This window comes from Chitinophaga sp. Cy-1792 (genome assembly GCF_011752935.1).
Classification (GTDB): Bacteria; Bacteroidota; Bacteroidia; order Chitinophagales; family Chitinophagaceae; genus Chitinophaga.
On record NZ_VWWO01000001.1, the window covers coordinates 65885 to 82032 of the forward strand.

Sequence of the window (16148 nt, forward strand, 5' to 3'; positions counted from 1 at the left end):
CTACCGTCACCGATGCTAGCTGATCAATACCTTATTTCTCACCAGGAGGCAGGCGCCGATAATACCGGCACGTTCACCCAAGCGGGAAATTTTCAGGCGGGTATCGTTATTGACAAGACTGAGTGAATACTTATTGATAGCGCTTTTTATGGGTAGGCGGATATAGTCTTCCGTAGCGGCGAGGCTACCACCCAGTATAACCAGTTCAGGGTTGAAGATATTGATCAATAAGGCAATACCGCGGCCCAGGTTCTCTCCGATTTTGGCAATCAGTTCAATCGCCAGTACATCGTCGTGGTTGGCAGCATTGATAATGTCCTGTAGCTGGATATCTGCCGGCGGAATATTCTTCCTGGAGAGCAGTGATGAGCTGCCTTCCTCCATCTTCTGACGGAACATACGTGTGAGCGCCCATCCGGAGGCTTCTGTTTCCAGGCAGCCCTTTTTACCGCAATGGCAAATGATTTCGTTATCAAACAGGGGGATATGCCCAAACTCGCCGGAGTAGCCGGATTTACCGTAGTAGAGCTTTCCATCTATCAGCACTCCCATACCGATACCGTAATCCAGGTTAAGGAATAAGACATTCCTTTCGCCATGGACAGAATCGGAGCAGAATTCACCATAGGCCATTGCGCGGGAGTCGTTTTCCAGGAATACGCGGATGCCCACTTTCGATTCAATTATTTTGGACAGCGGCTCTTCATCGAAGTAAAAGAAGCTGTAGCTATAACCGGTTGCGTAGTTGATACGGCCGGATAAGTTAATGCCTATTCCAAGTATCTTCTCGCGGGGCACCGGTAGCTCTTCTATGAACTGATTAATATGGTGACATAGCTGTTCCAGCGACTCCTTATTATTATCCAGCTGATAAGGGAGACTCTCAACTGTTTTAATGAGGTTTTTCTGCAGGTCGGACAGGCCCAGGTTCAGATGGTTTTGTTTGATGTCGACACCGATAAAGAATGCAGAATCAGGAACGAGGCCATATAAATTGGGTTTTCTGCCTCCGGTGGATTCTACTTTTCCATAATCTTTAACAAGTCCGTCCTGGATGAGGTCATTCAGTAGGGTGGTTACCTTGGGGGCGCTAAGGTTTAACTCCTTGCACATATCTGCAATAGTAGCGTTGCCGATGTTGGCAAAATAGGCCAGGGCAGCCTTTTTCAAGTTGATATTCTTGTATGCCACCCCGGTAACATTTTCGCTGTTGAGTTCTTCAAAAAATGTTTTAGCCATAACCGGTTTTATGCTTTTGCGATTTTGATTCTCCAATTTAAGCCGCTGAATTTTAATTTTTATTAAAAAATATAAGACAAAATTCGATTATTTAATCATAATATTTAATTCTTAAAAATTATTTTCTTAATTATCGGCATTAAATAAAATAAATTAATTAGTGTCTATTGTTTTTAAAATTATTTTTTTACTTTAGACGTATTATGAAACATTTATCAACCTTCATTCGCGGAACCATGCTCGCGGTGTGCCTATATTCCACTACCGCCTATGCCCAACAGCTACAAACAGACGTATTAATCATCGGCGGCGGCGCCTCCGGCACCACAGCCGGTATCCAGGCTGCCAGAATGGGCGCCAAAACAACCATCCTGGAAGAAAGTACCTGGCTCGGCGGCATGCTCACCAGCGCCGGCGTATCCGCCATCGACGGCAACGATCAGCTCCCCTCCGGACTATGGGGCGAATTCAGAAGCCGCCTGTTTAAATATTACGGCGGCCCTGCCAATGTTTCCACCGGCTGGGTAAGCAACACCCTTTTCGAACCTTCCATCGGCGACAGCATACTTAAAAGTATGGCAGGCGCCGAAAAAGACCTTAATATACGCTATAGCGTCCAGTGGAAAACTGTAAAGAAAGAAAATAATAAATGGATTGTCACCTTTCAGAAAGGGAAAAAGACACAATCTATTCAAGCGGCCATCCTCATCGACGCCACCGAACTCGGCGACGTAATGGCCGCAACCAACACGCCCTACAGCATCGGCATGGACAGCAGAAAGGTAACCCATGAAGAAGTAGCGCCACTCGAAGCTAATCATTATATACAGGCACTTACCTACGTGGTTACGCTGAAAGACTTCGGCACCGGCGCAGATAAAACAATTCCCAAACCCGCCGGCTACGACCCTACACCGTTCCTCTGCAGCTGCAGCGCCTCTAACCCTTACGGCAATACGAACAACGGTATTATAGACTGTGATAAAATGATGGAATACGGCAAACTGCCTAACCATAAATATATGATCAACTGGCCTGGCTGCGGTAACGACTACCCGCTCAACGTGATCGAAATGAGCCGTGAAGAAAGAAATGAAGCATTGAAGAAGGCAAAACTCCACACCCTCCACTACCTCTACTACCTGCAAACCGCATTGGGATATAAACATCTTGGCATCGCCGATGAATATCCTACAACTGATAAGTTACCTATGATCCCGTATTACCGCGAAGCCAGAAGGCTACACGGCATTACCACGCTTACGCTCAATCATGTAGCCAAACCTTTTGATCAGCCGGAAGCATTTTATCGTACAGGCATTGCCGTTGGTGACTACCCTATCGATCACCACCAGAGCAAAGATCCCAACGTTCCTAAAATCAACTTCGAAAAAGCGAAAGTTCCGTCCTACAATATTCCGCTGGGATCGCTGATACCTGCCACTACAGAAGATTTTATCGTTGCAGAAAAAAGCATTAGCGTTACCAATATCGTAAACGGAGCCACCCGCCTGCAACCTGTGGTATTACAACTCGGGCAGGCTGCCGGTGCACTCGCTGCCATCTCTATAAAACACAACATTCAACCACGGCAGGTACAGGTACGTGAGGTACAGGATTCTTTGTTGAAATCCGGCGTTTATCTCATGCCTTATATCGATGTAAAACCTGAAAACAAACATTTTGCAGCTATACAGCGTATAGGCGCTACCGGTGTCCTTCGTGGATCAGGAGTTGCCTATACCTGGGCAAATCAGACCTGGTTCTACCCTAACAGACCTATCAGTGAATATGAGTTTGTAGAAGGCCTGTCGTCATACTACCCTGCTGCGAAAACATTACAACCAACCGGTGAAGACTTAACACCAGCCTACATCGTGAAAGCCCTATCTACTGCCAGCACCAAAAGTATCTCACTGGAAAATCTTGCTGGTGCATGGTCCAAACTACAGCTGGATATAGCTTTCAATAAAAATGCATCTCTCAACAGGGAAGCTGCTGCTGTTATTACAGACTATCTCCTGCACCCATTCGACCTGCAGGTAGACTTTAACGGATATCTGGTGAAATAATGGTAACCATGTGGAAATATACACCCATGCTGATATGCGCACTCACAGCCTCCACGCTGTGCAGTGCGCAACAGCATGATACAGCCAAAGCCAGGTACGATTCTACCTATCACAACTACCTGTACGATTCAAGACTGGCCTATTTCAAAGGATTGCCCGATACAAAACATGAGATCATTTTTTTGGGCAACAGCATCACACATTGGGGCGACTGGGCAGAACTGCTCAACAACCCACATGTACGGAATCGAGGCATAGCCGGGGATATCAGCTATGGCGTACTGGCAAGAATGGATGAAGTGCTGTCTTCCCTACCTGACAAACTTTTTATCATGATAGGCGTCAACGACATCGGCAGAAAGATTCCGCTGGAAAATACGCTGCTCAACTATCGCCGTATTCTTGATAAAATAAAACAGGCGTCTCCCAAAACAAAAGTTTATATACAAAGCGTATTACCAATCAATGAAACCATTATCAACAGGCAATATTACACCGGCACTATTCCGGAAATACAACGGATGAATAAGGCCCTGCAAGCTTTTGCCAACGATAATAATATTCCATTCATTGACCTTTACCACCTCCTGGCCGACAAAGACGGACAGATGCCGGCAGCTTATACTTACGACGGCATTCATCTTACCGCTGCTGCATATATACGCTGGACAAGCTTTCTAAGGGACAAACATTTTCTGTAATACATCACCCAAAATCATTTCACACGATAGCTACTGATAACCTACCGTGCCATCTTAAAAAAATAACAATGAAAATCACAGGTACTTTTCTTGATGAAATCAGCCATGATATTCCACATCAAAACTGGGGTCGCGCCGAATGGGATGCCGACTTCTCACATATGAAGGCTATCGGAATAGACACTGTATTCCTTATCCGTAGCGGTTTCCAACGCTGGTTAACCTATCCGTCCAAAGTATTGATGAAGGAAGAAAACTGCTACGAACCTCCGGTAGACCTGGTTAAAATGTTCCTGGAACTCGCCGATAAGCACAAAATGAAATTCTATTTTGGCCTCTATGATTCTGGTAACTACTGGTGGAAAGGCGATTTCCAGAAAGAAGTAGATATCAACCTGAAAGTAATTGATGAAGTGTGGAAAACCTACGGTCACTACAAGTCTTTCCAGGGCTGGTACCTCACCCAGGAAGTGAGTCGCCGTACAGGAAAAGTAATTGACCTCTATGCAAAACTGGGCAAGCATTGTAAAGATATTTCCGGTGGCCTGCCAACACTTATTTCACCATGGATAGATGGCAAAAAGGCCGTGATGGCTGCCTCCGGCACACTCTCCAAAGAAGATGCCGTTTCCCTGAAACAACATGAGGCAGAATGGTCTGAGATATTTGATGGCATCAAAGGTGTGGTAGATGCCTGCGCCTTCCAGGATGGGCACATCGAGTTCTATGAACTGCCAGACTTCTTCGCCGTGAACAAAAGTATTGCTGATAAATACGGTATTCAATGCTGGACCAACGCCGAATCCTTTGACCGCGACATGCCGATCAAATTCCTGCCGATCAAATTCGAGAAACTCCGCATGAAGCTGGAAGCCGCCCGCAAAGCAGGTTACGACAAAGCCATCACGTTTGAATTTTCCCACTTTATGAGTCCGCAGTCTGCATACCTGCAAGCCGGGCATTTATACAATCGCTATAAAGAATATATCAAAACCCTCTAATCAAAATAACTATGGGCTATAAAGAATATGCTGCATTATACCGGAAAAATCTGCTGGAAGATGTAGTACCATTCTGGATGAAAAACTCTCCTGATAAAGAATTCGGTGGATACTTCACCTGTCTGGACAGATCTGGAAATGTATTCGATACAGATAAATTCATCTGGCTGCAATGCCGTGAGGTATGGTGTTTCAGCATGTTATATAACAAAGTGGAGCAAAAGCAGGAATGGCTGGATATGGCTGTTCAGGGCGCTGAATTCCTTCAGCAATACGGCCGCGATGCCGCAGGCAGCTGGTACTTTTCCTTAACCCGCAGCGGTGAACCACTGATCCAACCTTATAATATTTTCTCTGATTGCTTTGCTGCCATGGCATTTGGCCAGCTTTACCAGGCCACCGGCAATGAAGCATATGGAAAGATCGCAACAGATACCTTTTACAATATTCTGAAAAGACAGGATAACCCTAAAGGTAAATACAGTAAAGCATTTCCGGGTACAAGACCATTGCAGAATTTCGCTTTGCCGATGATCCTCTGCAACCTGGTGCTGGAGATGGAACCGTTGCTGGATAAAGATCTTGTAGAAAGCACTATCCAGCATGGCGTTCATACGGTAATGGATATATTTTACCAGGAAGATACAGGTCTGATCCTGGAGAATATCACTCCTGATGGTAGTTTCAGCGATTCCTTTGAGGGCAGGCTGATCAATCCCGGCCATGGACTGGAAGCCATGTGGTTTATCATGGACCTTGCCACTCGTAACAACGATACTGCACTCATCAGAAAAGCGACCGATATTACATTGAGTCTCCTGGAATATGGATGGGATAAGGAACACGGCGGTATTTTCTATTTCCTGGATGTGAAAGGTGCGCCGCCTCAGCAACTGGAGTGGGACCAGAAACTCTGGTGGGTACATATCGAAACTATGATCAGTTTGCTGAAAGGCTACCTGCATACCGGCGATGAGCGCTGCTGGCAATGGTTCCAGAAAGTGCACAATTATGCCTGGGCCAGGTTCCCGGACCCCTCCAATGGCGAATGGTTTGGTTACCTCAACCGTGAGGGCAAGCCATTGCTGACGCTGAAGGGTGGCAAATGGAAAGGCTGTTTCCACGTTCCTCGCGGGTTATACCAATGCTGGAAAACACTGGAAGAGATCAGTGCCAAATATGAAGTTTTATCAACACAAGCAAAATAACTATGCCAGTAGTTTCATCAACCAATGATCTAAAAACCGCTCCTGTAAATGATTCCGGGCAATCTTACACGCCTGCCCTGATATCACTGGCGGTACTGTATTTCATGATGGGTTTTATCACCTGCCTGAACGACACGCTGGTGCCATTTTTCAAGAAAGGCTTTACCCTCACCTATTCCCAGTCGTCGCTGGTCCAGTTTTATTTTTTTCTGACCTACGGCATCATGTCGATACCGGCAGGAAAAATAGTGACGCGTACCGGTTATAAAAAGGGTATGGTACTGGGTTTTGCGATAGCTGCATTTGGCGGGCTATTGTTTTACCCGGCATCCGTATTTCATCAGTATACGCTGTTCCTCGCTGCTTTGTTTGTTGTGGCTATCGGCATCGTATTGCTGCAGGTGGCTGCCAATCCGTATATCACGGTGCTGGGACCGTCAAATACAGCTTCTGCCCGACTGGCGCTGATACAGGGTGTAGGCTCTGCCGGAACAACAGTAGCTCCATTGTTTGGTGCACATTTTATTTTATCAAGATTAGCGGAATCGAATGCTTCCAGCGAAGCAGTAAGATATCCCTATCTCGGTATTGCCGCACTATTGCTGGTGATCGCCATTATTGTTTCTCGTTTATCCCTTCCCGTTATATCAACTACTGATACTGCCACTGACAGCAGCAATAAGGGTTTATTCTCTTTCAGGCAGCTGAATTTCGGCATTATAGGCATCTTCATGTATGTGGGTGCAGAAGTATCCGTAGGTACATTTCTCACCAACTATATCGTAGACCTGTTGCATATTCCGGAGCAGGAAGCGAATAACTACGTCGCTATCTACTGGGGATCTATGCTGGTAGGCAGATTGATCGGCGCGGGATTACTAAGAATATTGAAACCAGCCATGGTATTATCTACCTGCGCTACGGCAGCCATTGCACTGATTGCCATATCAGTAAGCAGTACTGGCCTGGTGGCGGTTTACAGCATGATAGGCGTAGGCTTGTGCAATGCCATTATGTTCGCTACAATATTCTCTTTGTCTGTACACGGCGTTGGCAAACACACGACGGCTGCATCAGGGTTATTATCTACCGCTATTTGCGGAGGTGCTGTAATCTCCTACCTGCAAGGGTTTATGAAAGACCATTACACCTGGCAGGTGGCGTTTATGATACCGGTAGTTTGCTATCTCTACATATTATTTTACGGACTGAATGGTCATAAACCCAGGACAGCATGAAAAGACGCGACTTTCTAAAACAAGGTAGTCTGGCTGCCGGTGTAGCCATGATGCCTTCCGTATTAAAGGCGGCAGGTACCTCTTCCGTAAACCTCCACAACAGGAACCTTGTTTTTGTACATCTGAAAGGCGGCAACGACGGATTAAATACCGTCATTCCCCATGCGGATCCTATGTACAGGGCTATGCGGCCTACTATTGCCGTTAGTAAGGAGGAGATGATTAAAGTAGATGATAAGTGGGGATTTCATCCTGCGCTGGCACCACTGGTACCCCTATACGAAGCAGGCCAGATGCTGGTGATGCAACAGGTGGGCTTTGATCATACAGAGCAGTCGCATTATCATGCAGCGCAGATCTGGCAAACAGGCTGCCTGCAAGGCCTGGCAGACAACAGCTGGATTCCGGCTACACAGTCTGTCAGAGATTTTAGCGAAATGGAGTATGATCAGGGACTGGATAAGATTTTTGGGGAGATAAATACCGGAATGGCAGGTCATATTTACCATGTAGCCCTGGATGGATTTGATACCCATCAGTTTCAGCGGGTGCAGCATGATCTGCTGCTGGGTGCTTTCAGTGCGGGTATCAGCAGTTTCATGATTAGGTTAAAGCACAGTGGACATATTAACAATACGCTGGTAATTGCCTGGACGGAGTTTGGACGCAGTGTAAAGGAAAACATCCGTAAAGGCACTGACCACGGGGCAAGCGGGCAGCTGTATGTATTTGGCAGTCAGCTGAAGCGTGCCGGTATTGAAGATTGCAGTGTGGCGGGGATGCTGGAGCGGGAAACGGCCAAAACCGATTTCCGCGAGGTATACGCCACCATCGGGGACTGGCTGGGAACACGTCATCACCTGACCCCGGAAAATGGCTTCAGGAGGCAATCCTGGGCCTGATTTGAAATATCCCTTCTGTACACCGCATCGTATAGAAGGGATTTCAGTTATAATTGATTTTGTTAATTCCTAAAAAAGAATACCTTTGCAATCCTTTGCCTGCTGCCGGTAATTTTGGCAGTAGTTATCAATTGTAAATCCACCTGCGGATGTGGTGAAATTGGTAGACACGCCAGACTTAGGATCTGGTGCCGCGAGGCATGGGGGTTCGAGTCCCTTCATCCGCACTGAAGCCAGCAGCAATGCTGGCTTTTTTGTTTTCTTTCCTACTCAGCAGGGACGGGTAGTACAAAGTATTTTTGGTATTGAGGGACTGTCCAGACATAATTCCCGCGGATATGCCCTCTGAAAATTATCATATTAGATCCGGCATTAATGAAAAACTGGTGCTCAACGCCATCGATAAGTACAAACCCTACGATCTGTGCCGGCATTACATCGCATCTTTCGTCAATAAATCTGGCATCAGCAGCTTCTGCATGGCGGATTAGCCGCACCATGGTCGCGCTGTCCAGTTTCCATTTTTTACATTTTTCATAAAGTGCGGCATCCGCTGTTGTATCTAAAGAGGATAGACGCGCATCTACCAAAACCTTGTATTCTTTAATTCTTATAACGCTATGCAAGAAAGATGGCGGAGAATCCAGTACCTGTATCTGAACACCAGATCCTTTCTCATTGGTGAGAATATGATAATCAGCGAGCCGCTTACTGACCGTGTCGGTTGCTTCGTTTTGCCGGTGTGTTGCAGCGTGCGTGGAATCTTCAGGGGTATGACCGGGTTTATGGTTACAGGAATATAGCATTATCAGCAAAAGCAGAAATAGGTAAAGTCTGGGCATGGAGAAACATTTACATAAAAAATATTGCGAATGCCTGCGATTTCCAAGCTAAACGCGTAAATTTTAACCCGCTTTTACCCTTTTACTTCGATAAAACGTACTATCTTCGCGCTCTGCTAGATTGGGCATATTTTCATAATTTTTTGGAAATCAAGTGCTTAATCTATAATATAGGACAAAAAAGCATAGAAAATCAGGGAATAAGGGAAGAGAAAAAGGCAGGGTTTATGCCAATATGACAACACCATCAAGTTATCAGGTCTGTATCTTCCAGCGTCAGGATGTTTGGGTAAAACATAAGTCTCCGCTTACCTTTCAGGAATTTTCCAGGAAACCGCCGGTATTTTTGAAATGACGTCATGGCAGAAAAATAAAACAGGAATTATTATTGCTTCTTAAAGAACATTTTATACAATTCAATTATGGCAACCGTTACCAGAGAAAACATTGGTTTATTGAACGATAAGATCACTGTGAAAGTGAGCGCGGAAGATTACCTTCCTAATTTTGACAAGGCAGTAAAGCAATTCACTAAGAATGCTAACATCCCAGGCTTCCGTAAAGGAATGGTTCCTGCAGGAATGGTTAAGAAGATGCACGGTGCTGCTATTTTCAGCGACGAAGTGTTGAAATCTGTAGAAAAAGAACTGATGGGCTATATCCAGACTGAGAAACTGGAACTGTTCGGTCAGCCACTGTCACTGGAGAAAGAAGCTAAAAACCTGGACTTCAATCAGCCAGCTGATTATTCTTTTGATTTCGAAGTAGGTGTTAAACCTTCTTTTGAAGTTACTCCACTGGAGAACAACAAAACTACCCTTACTAAATATAAAGTTGCTGTTACCGAAGAAATGGTACAGGACGAGGTTGAGCGTTTACAGCTGAAAGGCGGTAAAATGACTGAGCCGGAAACAATTGATTCTGAAGATAACGTAATAAACGTTACATTCGAAGAGTCTGATGCTGCCGGTAATGTAGTAGAAGGTGGTATCAACAAAGAAAACGCCCTGCTGGTGAAATACTTCACACCTGCTATCCAGGAACAGCTGAAAGGCAAAAAAGCCGGCGATTCTATCGTATTCCAACTGGCTACTTCTTTCGACGAACAGCGTCTGGGCTGGGTACTGAGAGACCTCGGCTTTGCTGTAGATGATAAAGAAGCTGCACAGAAATTCTTCAAACTGGCTATCACTAAAGTTGGTCTGATTGAAAAAAGAGAACTGAACGAAGAGTTCTTCAAAGAAGTTTATCCTGCGGATAACATCACTACAGAAGAGGCATTCCGTGCTAAACTGAAAGAAGAAATCGAAAAGTACTGGAATTCTGAGGCTAAGAACCACATGCACAACGATCTGTTCGAAGTACTGGTTCACGAAACACCAATTGAATTACCAAAAGATTTCCTGAAACGCTGGTTGCAGGTAGGTGGTGAAAAACCTAAAACTGCAGAAGAAGCTGAAAAAGAATTCCCTGGCTTCGACCATCAACTGCGCTGGACACTGATCAGTGACAAACTGATTCGCGATAATAAACTGGAAGTTTCTTTCGACGAACTGAAAGAAAACGCTAAACAAAAAGTTTTAGGTTACTACGGTGGCGCTGCTGCTGACGGTGCTGAGTGGCTGGATAGCTATCTGGACCGCCTGTTACAGGACGAGAAATTCGTAGACCAGACTTACCGCGAAATGATCACTCAGAAAGTGTTTGACTGGGCTGAAGCAAAGGTGACTATTAAAGAAGAGGAAATCAAAGCAGAGGATTTTGTTAATTTACCTCATAATAAACATCACCATCATGAACATTAATAATAACGAATTCAGAAAGTATGCGATTAAGCATCACGGGATCAGCAGCCTGGTAGTAGACAGCTACGCTAAGAGCCACCAGGTGAACAGTCTGACTCCGTATATCTTAGAGGAACGCCAGATGAACATGACACAGATGGACGTTTTTTCAAGATTGATGGCTGATCGTATTATTTTCCTCGGAGATCCGGTAAACGACTACGTAGCGAACGTTATCACTGCGCAGCTCCTGTTCCTGGAATCTTCAGACCGCAACCGTGATATTCAGATGTACATCAATAGCCCTGGTGGTAGCGTTTACGCCGGCCTGGGTATTTATGATACCATGCAGATCATTAGCCCGGATGTAGCAACTATCTGTACCGGTATGGCCGCCTCTTTCGGCGCTGTATTGCTGGTAGCTGGTACAAAAGGTAAACGTACTGCCCTGAAACACGCACGCGTAATGATTCACCAGCCACACGGCGGCGCTGAGGGTCAGACTTCTGACATCGAAATCACTGCCCGTGAGTTCGTGAAACTGAAAAAAGAACTCAATGAAATCATCGCTGGCCACGCAGGTCAACCGGTGAAAAAAGTGGAAAAAGACGGCGATCGTGACTTCTGGATGACCGCTGATGAAGCTAAAGAATATGGCATCATCGACGACGTACTGCAGAAAAATCCGAAAAAACAGCTGGATACTCCACAGTAAATCTTAATATCAGATCGGGGTTTCCCTGATTTAGATTATTTTAACAGTCTCTACTTAGTAGAGACTGTTTTTATTTAACCGGGGCCCGGATTTTTAGTGTAAATTTGTAGCCCTGTGTTTTAATAGCAGGCAACGCCCAGATTCGTCGAAAATTAATTTATTCAAATGAAAGAATCGAAAATTCGTTGTTCCTTCTGCAACCGCTCCAAAGAAGAAGTACAGATACTGATTGCAGGCGCAGAGGGACACATCTGTGAAAACTGTGTAGCCAATGCACAGGAAATTATTGACCAGGAGCTGTTCGCTCCAGGCAAAAAACCCGTGGCTACTCCTGCTTCACAATTCGCCCCTAAGGTTTCCAAACCTATGGAAATCAAAAAATTCCTGGATGAATATGTGATCGGTCAGGATGATGCCAAAAAAATCCTCGCCGTAGCGGTATACAACCACTACAAACGCCTCAATCAGCAAGTTGATGAGGATGAAGTGGAAATCGAAAAATCAAACATCATCATGGTGGGTGAAACCGGTACAGGTAAAACCCTCCTCGCTAAATCCATAGCCAAACTGCTCAACGTTCCTTTCACCATCGTAGATGCTACCGTATTCACCGAAGCAGGTTACGTAGGAGAAGACGTAGAAAGTATCCTCAGCCGTTTGCTGCAGGTATGTAACTATGACGTAGAAGCAGCAGAACGCGGTATCGTTTACATCGATGAGATCGATAAAATCGCCCGTAAAAACGATAACCCTTCCATCACCCGTGATGTAAGCGGTGAAGGCGTGCAACAAGGCCTCCTCAAACTGCTGGAAGGTACCGAAGTACTGGTTCCTCCTCAGGGCGGCCGTAAACACCCTGAACAGAAACTGATCAAACTGAACACCCAGAATATCCTCTTTATCTGCGGCGGCGCATTCGACGGCGTAGAAAGAATCATCAGCAGAAGAGTACAAACACACTCTATCGGCTTCAATGTGAATAAAGAGAAAGAAGAAGAAAGCAGAAAACAGATCCTCCGTTACATCAACTCCCAGGACCTCAAATCATTTGGTCTGATCCCTGAATTACTGGGCCGTCTGCCGGTGGTGACTTATCTGAATTCGCTCGACAGAGATACCCTGAAAGCTATTCTTACCCAACCTAGGAATGCACTGGTAAAACAGTACAAAAAGCTCTTCAAGGTAGAAAACATCGATCTGATCGTGGAAGAAGATGCGGTTGACTATATCGTTGACAAAGCAATGGAATACAAGCTGGGCGCACGTGGCCTCCGCTCCATCTGCGAAGTTGTACTCAGCGATGCTATGTTCGAACTGCCTTCTGCCAACGAAACAACCTTCACCTTAACCAGGGAATACGCAGAAAATAAACTGGAAAAATCCACACTGGTTAAATTGAAAGTGGCTTAACAATAACGATTTCGAACCCTTTAAAACCCACAATCATGCAGGAACTTATTCAACAGTTACAGGAAAAAGTAGGTCTTACCGCAGAACAGGCCACTCAGTCCATCGACGTAATAAAGGAATATGTAAAAGGCAAACTGCCTCCTTTTATTGCTGGTACCGTAGACAGCTGGTTTGCCGGTATGTCCGGTAAAACCGAAGAAAAAGGTGACAGCATCATGGACAAAGCAGGTGACTTTCTCGATCACGCTAAAGACACCGCTGAAGACTGGGCCGAAGCAGCTAAAAATAAAGTGACTGACTTCTTCAATAAAGAAAAAGACCAGCACTAATTCATTGAAATAAATTCAAAGAGGGGTCTCTACTGAGTAGAGACCCCTCTTTGCGTTATATAAGGCCCATAAATGGAGGCAAATAAACTTTGCGGATAAATTATAGTCAATAAAAAAGACCGGCTAAAACCGGTCTTTTTCTACGAGTAAGAATAAATAACTTATCAGTAATAAATAACGTGGATTACAGGCTATAATTTCTTTTCAAACTTCTACATGTGATTTGATCAGTTTCCCAATAAAAAGCACCCTGATCAGAGGGTGCCTTTGTTTGCGTAAAAGTGTTTCAAATCTTAGTTTGATTTTGTTTAAGGTTGATAAACGGTAAAGAGTGATGAATTAACCCAAATTTAACGTTCCTTTTGCAATATTCTATAACACAAAAGGGGTAATATTTCATTTATTTGTCAAAAAAGATGAATGGTTTGTAGTTAATATTTTTTTACATTAAAAAATATTTTCACTCTTAAAACACATCGTTATCAGCAACCTTTTTTCCTATACTTATCGCAAAGCTTCCCTTGCGATCACTATTTTCTGAATCTCTGAGGTTCCTTCACCGATTGTACAAAGTTTAGCATCGCGGTAAAATTTCTCTACGGGAAAGTCCTTTGTATAGCCGTAACCACCAAAAATCTGTACGGCATCGTTAGCTACCCTTACCGCCACTTCTGAAGCGTAGTATTTAGCCATGGCAGCCTGCTGCGTCATCTTCACTTTCCTGTTTTTCATATCGGCGGCCTGTAAGGTAAGCAGCTCAGCGGCCTCAATTTCGGTAGCCATGTCTGCCAGCTTAAAGGAAATACCCTGGAAATTTGCAATTGGCTGATCAAACTGATAACGTTCTTTTGCATACTTCAGCGCAGCATCCCTGGCTCCTTTGGCAATACCCAATGATAACGCGGCAATAGAGATACGGCCACCGTCCAGCACTTTCATAGATTGGATAAAGCCCTCTCCTACTTCGCCGAGTACATTCTCCGCAGGAATCCGGCAGTTGGTGAATACCATTTCAGCAGTTTCTGAGGCTCTCATGCCCAGTTTGTTTTCTTTCTTTCCTCCGCTGAAACCCGGCGTACCTTTTTCGACTACAAAGGCGGTCATCCCGTGGCTATCTCTTACCGAGCCTGTTCTGGCTATCACCACGGCAATATCGCAGCTTTTACCGTGCGTAATCCAGCATTTTGTACCATCGATAATCCAATCGCTGCCATCCTGTTTAGCTACGCATTTCATGTTCATGGCATCGGAGCCTGTGTTGGGCTCTGTTAGTCCCCATGCACCGATCCATTCGGCGGTGGCCAGTTTAGGCAGCCAGCGCTGCTTTTGTGATTCGTTGGCAAATTGCAGGATATGGCCGGTACACAATGAATTATGTGCCGCCACACTTAAACCAATAGCACCGCAAAAACGGGCTATCTCACTTACTACGGTTACATATTCCAGGTAGCCTAAGCCGCTACCTCCATACTGCTCTGGTACTAATACGCCCATCAGGCCCAGTTTACCAAGCTCTTTGAATAATGCTACCGGAAATTCCTGGCTTTCATCCCATTCCAGCACATAGGGCTGTATGGCTTTCTTTCCGAAATCCCTGATAGTCTGTGCGATCTGTTGTTGTTCTTCAGTGGGCTCAAAATTCATAACGGGTATATTTGTTTTGGTATTATGCGAAATGAGGTCCAATCACGGCATTTCAATGTAATGTTCAATTTTACGATAAATAATGTCATCCACCAACGGTAAGCTTTTCAACTCACCCACCCGCTTGAAACCCGCATGGGCACTACGATACGCAATTATCATCCCTGCCAGTTTCGAACGTATGTAGGGATGATTTGCCAAAGTCTTCTCATCTGAGAGGTTGAGGTCCATTTTTTTTAGAGAACTATCACCGATCTTCAGGAATGGTTGGATTTTTTTGAATACACTGTCCGCAAGTCCGTATGTTTCGGCTACCTGCTCCACGCTATAAAAACCACCCAGCCGCTCTCTGAAAAGAACAATGCGCCCTGCATACCCCGGACCTATCCCCGGCAGCCCCTGCCAGACCAGCGTATCTGCCGTATTAATATCTATCACCTGGAAAGACTTACGCCTGTAAACAGGCCTGGCACTGTCACTACGTTTATACGTCTCCGTTATTTCATGCGGAATCCTTACATAAGGTAAGATACGGGCCAGTAAATCTGCATGCAGACCATATATCTTTCGCAGATCGTCCGGCTGCCGGAACCGGCCCCCTTTTTCAACATAGTGCATAATACCGGTGGCCGTTCTGTTACTGAGCCCCAGCTGTTGCCATTTGTCTATACTCATCTTGTTCGGATCAAAATAAAACAATGCGGATGGTATACTGATAGCAGCATTAAAGTGTTGTTTGTCAGCATGTTCGGCATATACCTTCCTTGCCGGCCAGGCATTACTATCCTTTTCATAAGCTTTCAACTGCGATTCAAAGGCCGCTACAGCCGCTTTTAGCCGGAGACTATCTGTTTCTTCCGGCGCAAGGTAACAGGAGGCAATCCTGTGAACCAGACAACAAACAACTACCATACAACTTAATACCATAATGCCTATACGTTCTTTTACAGAAACGTGCATTACAGCTGCTTTCAGCCGATTCCACATGGGTTAACAAATTTTGGAAGCACAATGTTACCGCATCCCAAAATGTCATTCCTTTACCAGATGTTAACACTGAAAA

Annotated in this window: 14 protein-coding genes and 1 tRNA gene; 11 read left to right on the forward strand and 4 right to left on the reverse strand. The window is 45.1% G+C overall.

Annotated elements, in window-relative coordinates:
- Positions 1-15: 15 nt before the first annotated feature.
- A complete protein-coding gene (locus F3J22_RS00295; RefSeq protein ID WP_167013148.1) occupies positions 16-1239 on the reverse strand; it encodes an ROK family protein in 1224 nt (407 codons plus the stop codon).
- Between the two features lie 203 nt (positions 1240-1442).
- Here F3J22_RS00295 and F3J22_RS00300 point away from each other — a divergent pair, with 203 nt between their 5' ends.
- From F3J22_RS00300 to F3J22_RS00330, 7 genes are all read left to right on the forward strand, one after another.
- The gene (locus F3J22_RS00300; RefSeq protein WP_167013150.1) at positions 1443-3311 is read left to right on the forward strand and encodes an FAD-dependent oxidoreductase; all 1869 of its coding nucleotides are present in this window, start codon (positions 1443-1445) and stop codon (positions 3309-3311) included.
- An 8-nt stretch (positions 3312-3319) separates the two neighbouring features.
- Positions 3320-4012, forward strand: a complete 693-nt coding sequence (locus tag F3J22_RS00305) for a GDSL-type esterase/lipase family protein (RefSeq protein WP_167013152.1) — start codon at positions 3320-3322, stop codon at positions 4010-4012.
- Between the two features lie 68 nt (positions 4013-4080).
- The gene (locus F3J22_RS00310; protein ID WP_167013154.1) at positions 4081-5013 is read left to right on the forward strand and encodes a DUF4434 domain-containing protein; all 933 of its coding nucleotides are present in this window, start codon (positions 4081-4083) and stop codon (positions 5011-5013) included.
- 11 nt (positions 5014-5024) lie between these two features.
- Positions 5025-6221, forward strand: coding sequence for an AGE family epimerase/isomerase (locus F3J22_RS00315; protein ID WP_167013156.1), 1197 nt, complete (start codon positions 5025-5027; stop codon positions 6219-6221).
- Between the two features lie 2 nt (positions 6222-6223).
- On the forward strand, positions 6224-7459 hold the full coding sequence (locus F3J22_RS00320) for a sugar MFS transporter (protein ID WP_167013158.1): 1236 nt from the start codon (positions 6224-6226) through the stop codon (positions 7457-7459).
- Entirely contained in the window at positions 7456-8361 is a 906-nt protein-coding gene (locus tag F3J22_RS00325; protein WP_167013160.1) for a DUF1501 domain-containing protein, read from the forward strand. Before F3J22_RS00320 ends, F3J22_RS00325 begins: the two co-directional genes overlap by 4 nt.
- A 145-nt stretch (positions 8362-8506) precedes the next feature.
- A tRNA-Leu gene (locus F3J22_RS00330) sits at positions 8507-8588 on the forward strand.
- 39 nt (positions 8589-8627) lie between these two features.
- Here the strand turns inward: F3J22_RS00330 and F3J22_RS00335 are convergent.
- Entirely contained in the window at positions 8628-9203 is a 576-nt protein-coding gene (locus F3J22_RS00335; protein ID WP_167013162.1) for a hypothetical protein, read from the reverse strand.
- Positions 9204-9625: 422 nt separating this feature from the next.
- Between F3J22_RS00335 and tig the strand changes: the two genes are divergently transcribed.
- The 4 genes from tig (at position 9626) to F3J22_RS00355 (ending at position 13441) form a co-directional block, all read left to right on the forward strand.
- Positions 9626-11008, forward strand: coding sequence for a trigger factor (tig, locus tag F3J22_RS00340; RefSeq protein WP_167013164.1), 1383 nt, complete (start codon positions 9626-9628; stop codon positions 11006-11008).
- Complete coding sequence (gene clpP, locus F3J22_RS00345) at positions 10998-11702, forward strand: ATP-dependent Clp endopeptidase proteolytic subunit ClpP (protein ID WP_167013166.1); 705 nt, start codon at positions 10998-11000, stop codon at positions 11700-11702. Before tig ends, clpP begins: the two co-directional genes overlap by 11 nt.
- A 165-nt stretch (positions 11703-11867) precedes the next feature.
- Complete coding sequence (clpX, locus tag F3J22_RS00350) at positions 11868-13112, forward strand: ATP-dependent Clp protease ATP-binding subunit ClpX (RefSeq protein WP_167013168.1); 1245 nt, start codon at positions 11868-11870, stop codon at positions 13110-13112.
- Between the two features lie 35 nt (positions 13113-13147).
- Positions 13148-13441 carry a hypothetical protein gene (locus F3J22_RS00355; RefSeq protein ID WP_167013170.1) on the forward strand — a complete coding sequence of 98 codons (294 nt, stop codon included), beginning with the start codon at positions 13148-13150 and terminating at the stop codon, positions 13439-13441.
- Between the two features lie 504 nt (positions 13442-13945).
- On the opposite strand, the gene F3J22_RS00360 is transcribed toward F3J22_RS00355, so the two are convergent.
- Together F3J22_RS00360 and F3J22_RS00365 are read right to left on the reverse strand one after the other, a co-directional pair.
- Entirely contained in the window at positions 13946-15085 is a 1140-nt protein-coding gene (locus tag F3J22_RS00360; RefSeq protein WP_167013172.1) for an acyl-CoA dehydrogenase family protein, read from the reverse strand.
- Between the two features lie 42 nt (positions 15086-15127).
- Entirely contained in the window at positions 15128-16072 is a 945-nt protein-coding gene (locus tag F3J22_RS00365) for a helix-hairpin-helix domain-containing protein (protein ID WP_167013174.1), read from the reverse strand.
- Positions 16073-16148 lie beyond the last annotated feature (76 nt).